Annotated in this window: 3 protein-coding genes; all 3 read right to left on the bottom strand. The window is 63.2% G+C overall.

What is annotated here, in order from left to right:
- Positions 1–80: 80 nt before the first annotated feature.
- The gene (mamA, locus tag A6A04_RS18475; protein ID WP_009869052.1) at positions 81–734 is read right to left on the bottom strand and encodes a magnetosome protein MamA; all 654 of its coding nucleotides are present in this window, start codon (positions 732–734) and stop codon (positions 81–83) included.
- Positions 735–768: 34 nt separating this feature from the next.
- Positions 769–1,596, bottom strand: a complete 828-nt coding sequence (mamP, locus tag A6A04_RS18470) for a magnetosome magnetite formation protein MamP (RefSeq protein ID WP_009869051.1) — start codon at positions 1,594–1,596, stop codon at positions 769–771.
- A 27-nt stretch (positions 1,597–1,623) separates the two neighbouring features.
- Positions 1,624–2,795, bottom strand: a 1,172-nt coding sequence (locus A6A04_RS18465) for a sulfite exporter TauE/SafE family protein (protein ID WP_156612688.1), incomplete at its 5' end; no start/stop codon positions are given.

The following is a 2,795-nucleotide window of genomic DNA, read 5'->3' as shown; positions in this document are numbered from 1 at the left end:
CCGAACCAACATTCGCGTCGCCTAATGCCATATCCGCCTCTCTAAGCTCGTCGTATGAAGGAAATGCCCCTCATACGGCCTCAGACCGAGGCCCCTTCGTCAAGTTCATTGGCCTTCTTGAAATGCGGCAAGGCTTCCTCGTGCCGGCCCATCTGCTCATAGCTGAAGGCGATGGCGCGATGCACCTTGCCTTCATTGGGACGCAGGCCCAGCGCGATCTTGAAGCTGTCGATGGCTTCGTCGAAGCGGCCGAGGTTGTCCAGCGCCACGCCCAGACGGAACCGGACGTTGAAATTGATGGGATTGGCCTCGGCCACCTTGATCAGCAGCGGAACGGCCAGATCGTACTTTTGCACCTGCACATAGGTCAGGCCGAGAACGGTCGCCACCTTCACGTTGTCGGGCGCATCGGCCAAGGAACGTTCGAGTAGTTCGGTGCCGCGATCGACGGCGCCGGTCTTCACATAGGCGATTCCCAGGTGCAGAGCCACATCCACATCGAAGGCATCGGCGTCGTAGACCTGCTCCAGCAGCATGACGGCCTGGGAATAGCGCCCGGCCTTGGCGTGAGAGATGCCCTTGTCGCGGTAATACACCTGGCGGATGTCGTCGTTGACGGAAAAGGCCGCACGGAACGCATCGACCATGTTCATTCCGAGCTTCTTCGCCACCGAAAGGCCGTAGTGGGCGTAAAGAGTGACCTCGTCAAGAATATCCGACGGCTTGCTAGACATAGTGTTCTCCAAAATCCTAATCAGGTGGCTCTGATCACTTTATGACGTGGCAGGCTTCGCACGGCCCGCGCACTTCGTGAGGATTGACGCTCCGGGCGACCATATCACGCGTGATCGTCGGCGGGGGCAGGCTTATCAAATCTGGGTCGGGGGTCAACTCGAACCCCTGGCCGATGGGGTGGCAATCGGTGCAGGCGCCGCGATAGCCGTGGGGGCGCGGATCGCCCGCCAGGATCATGGGCGCGCCTTCCAACTGGGCGAAGCCCAGGCCGCCCTCGGCCTCGCGCAGGACCACCGTCAGCTTGCGCACCACCGGAGCCCCCGGCCGGTTGTCCTTGCGCAGCACGCTGATCCGCGCTTCGGAGCGGTTGGCCACGGTCCGGCTGGCGGCCTTGAAACTCTCAATGTCGGTGACCGGGGTATCGTCGATCCTGACGATGACATCGCCGGCCAAAAGCCCGGAAAACGCCGCGTTCAGCGTGACTTCGCCCAGCAAAACCCCCTGCAGGCCGCGCGGATAGTTCAGCTTGCGGGCCAGTTCCTCGGTCATCAGGCGACCGTCCATGCCCTGCCAATGCCCTTCGAACACCTTCAGCTTGCGCGGAACGAAGTTGGGCAGCGGCGATTCCGTCGCCGGCGCGGTCCCGCCGCCCGCCGCAGGATCGGGCTCCACCGGCATGGCAACATTGGCCGCCTGGGGATACAGGGGCTGGGGAAAGGCCACAGGCGCCGCGACCGGCCCTGCTGCCACCGCCTGGGACTGCGTATTCGTGGCCTGGGGCGCGACCGGCCCCTGCCGCCCGATGACGAGCGCCAGAACAACGGCCAGTCCCACGACCAGAAGCGCCACCTTGCTATTCATGTCCGGCCAATCCCAGCATCATGATCATCACACCGAGGTCAGCATCTTGAGAGCGATAGCGGCCATGGTCGCCGCATACACGCCCTTGAGCACCCGCACCGGCAAGACCCGCATCAGGCGCGCTCCGATGATGCCGCCCACATAGGCGCCGGGAATCATCACCAGGGCCAGGGTCACCGGCGCTTCCCAATGAATCAGACCCGTGCTGGATCCGTGGAGGAAGGCCACCACCGAACCGGCCACCGAGGCCCAGAACACCAGGACCGAACTGTTGGCGATGGCGTTTTGCAGGCTGATGCGTCCCACATAGCGCTGCAGCGGAACCTCGATGACGCCGCCGCTGATGCCGAGAATACCGCTGAACAGACCCATGGGCAGCCCCAACACCGCGGAACGGGCATGGCCTTCCGGCAAGGCAAGGCCGCTGGCCTTGGGCCTGGAGGTGCCGTCTGCCAAAGCCATCAATTCGTCCATCTCGTCTTCAGCCTCTGCGGCGGAAATGGACTCGGCCGTTTCCTCGCCGGCATTGGGCTGAAGAATTTCCATGACCGCCTTGCCCGCCATGATCAGAGCGAACAGGCCCAGTAGAATACCCACCACAGAATCGCCGATGGCGTTGCCGATGAAATAGCCCAGGATCACGCCGGCGATGCCCCAGGGAATCAGCGGCTTGACCTTGTCCCACTGGACCAGTTGAGCCTTGTCGTTGCGCAATGAGGCGGCACCGTACACCACCACATTGGTCAGAAAGACCACCGGGCGGATCAGATACATGCCATAGCCGAAGAAGACCATCATACCGGCGACCTGGAGCACGCCGCCGCCCATGGTCATCATGCCGCCGGTGACACCCGCCGCCAAGGCGAGCATGACCAGGCCGACGATATCGGCGACGGAGTATCCGCCGATCTTTGCACCCCCGACATGGTCTGTGTCGATGAAGGGCATGCCCGAGGGAATGGACGGCGCGACATTGCCCTTGACCACATTGCCTTGCACGACGTTCATGCCCATCCCCGGAATGGCTGTCGGTCCCCCGACCACCGCACGGGCCTTGGACCACCAATTGGTGGAACCGGCAGCGACGGTCTGAGTCTGAGGTTGGCCGGGTGCCGTGGCGGAGCCCTTCTTGAAGCGAACCACGTCCTGAAGATGGGACACGATCACCTGGGCCGGCACCGTGAAGCCTTCCACCTTGC

The sequence above is a fragment of the Paramagnetospirillum marisnigri genome, from assembly GCF_001650715.1.
Taxonomy (GTDB): domain Bacteria; phylum Pseudomonadota; class Alphaproteobacteria; order Rhodospirillales; family Magnetospirillaceae; genus Phaeospirillum; species Phaeospirillum marisnigri.
Note: the sequence above shows the minus strand (reverse complement) of the source record. Positions and strands in the feature narration are given on the sequence as shown.

Coding starts and splice junctions, on each gene's coding strand:
- mamA (WP_009869052.1), bottom strand. CDS start 734: ATGTCTAGCAAGCCGTCGGATATTCTTGACGAGGTCACTCTTTACGCC.
- mamP (WP_009869051.1), bottom strand. CDS start 1,596: ATGAATAGCAAGGTGGCGCTTCTGGTCGTGGGACTGGCCGTTGTTCTG.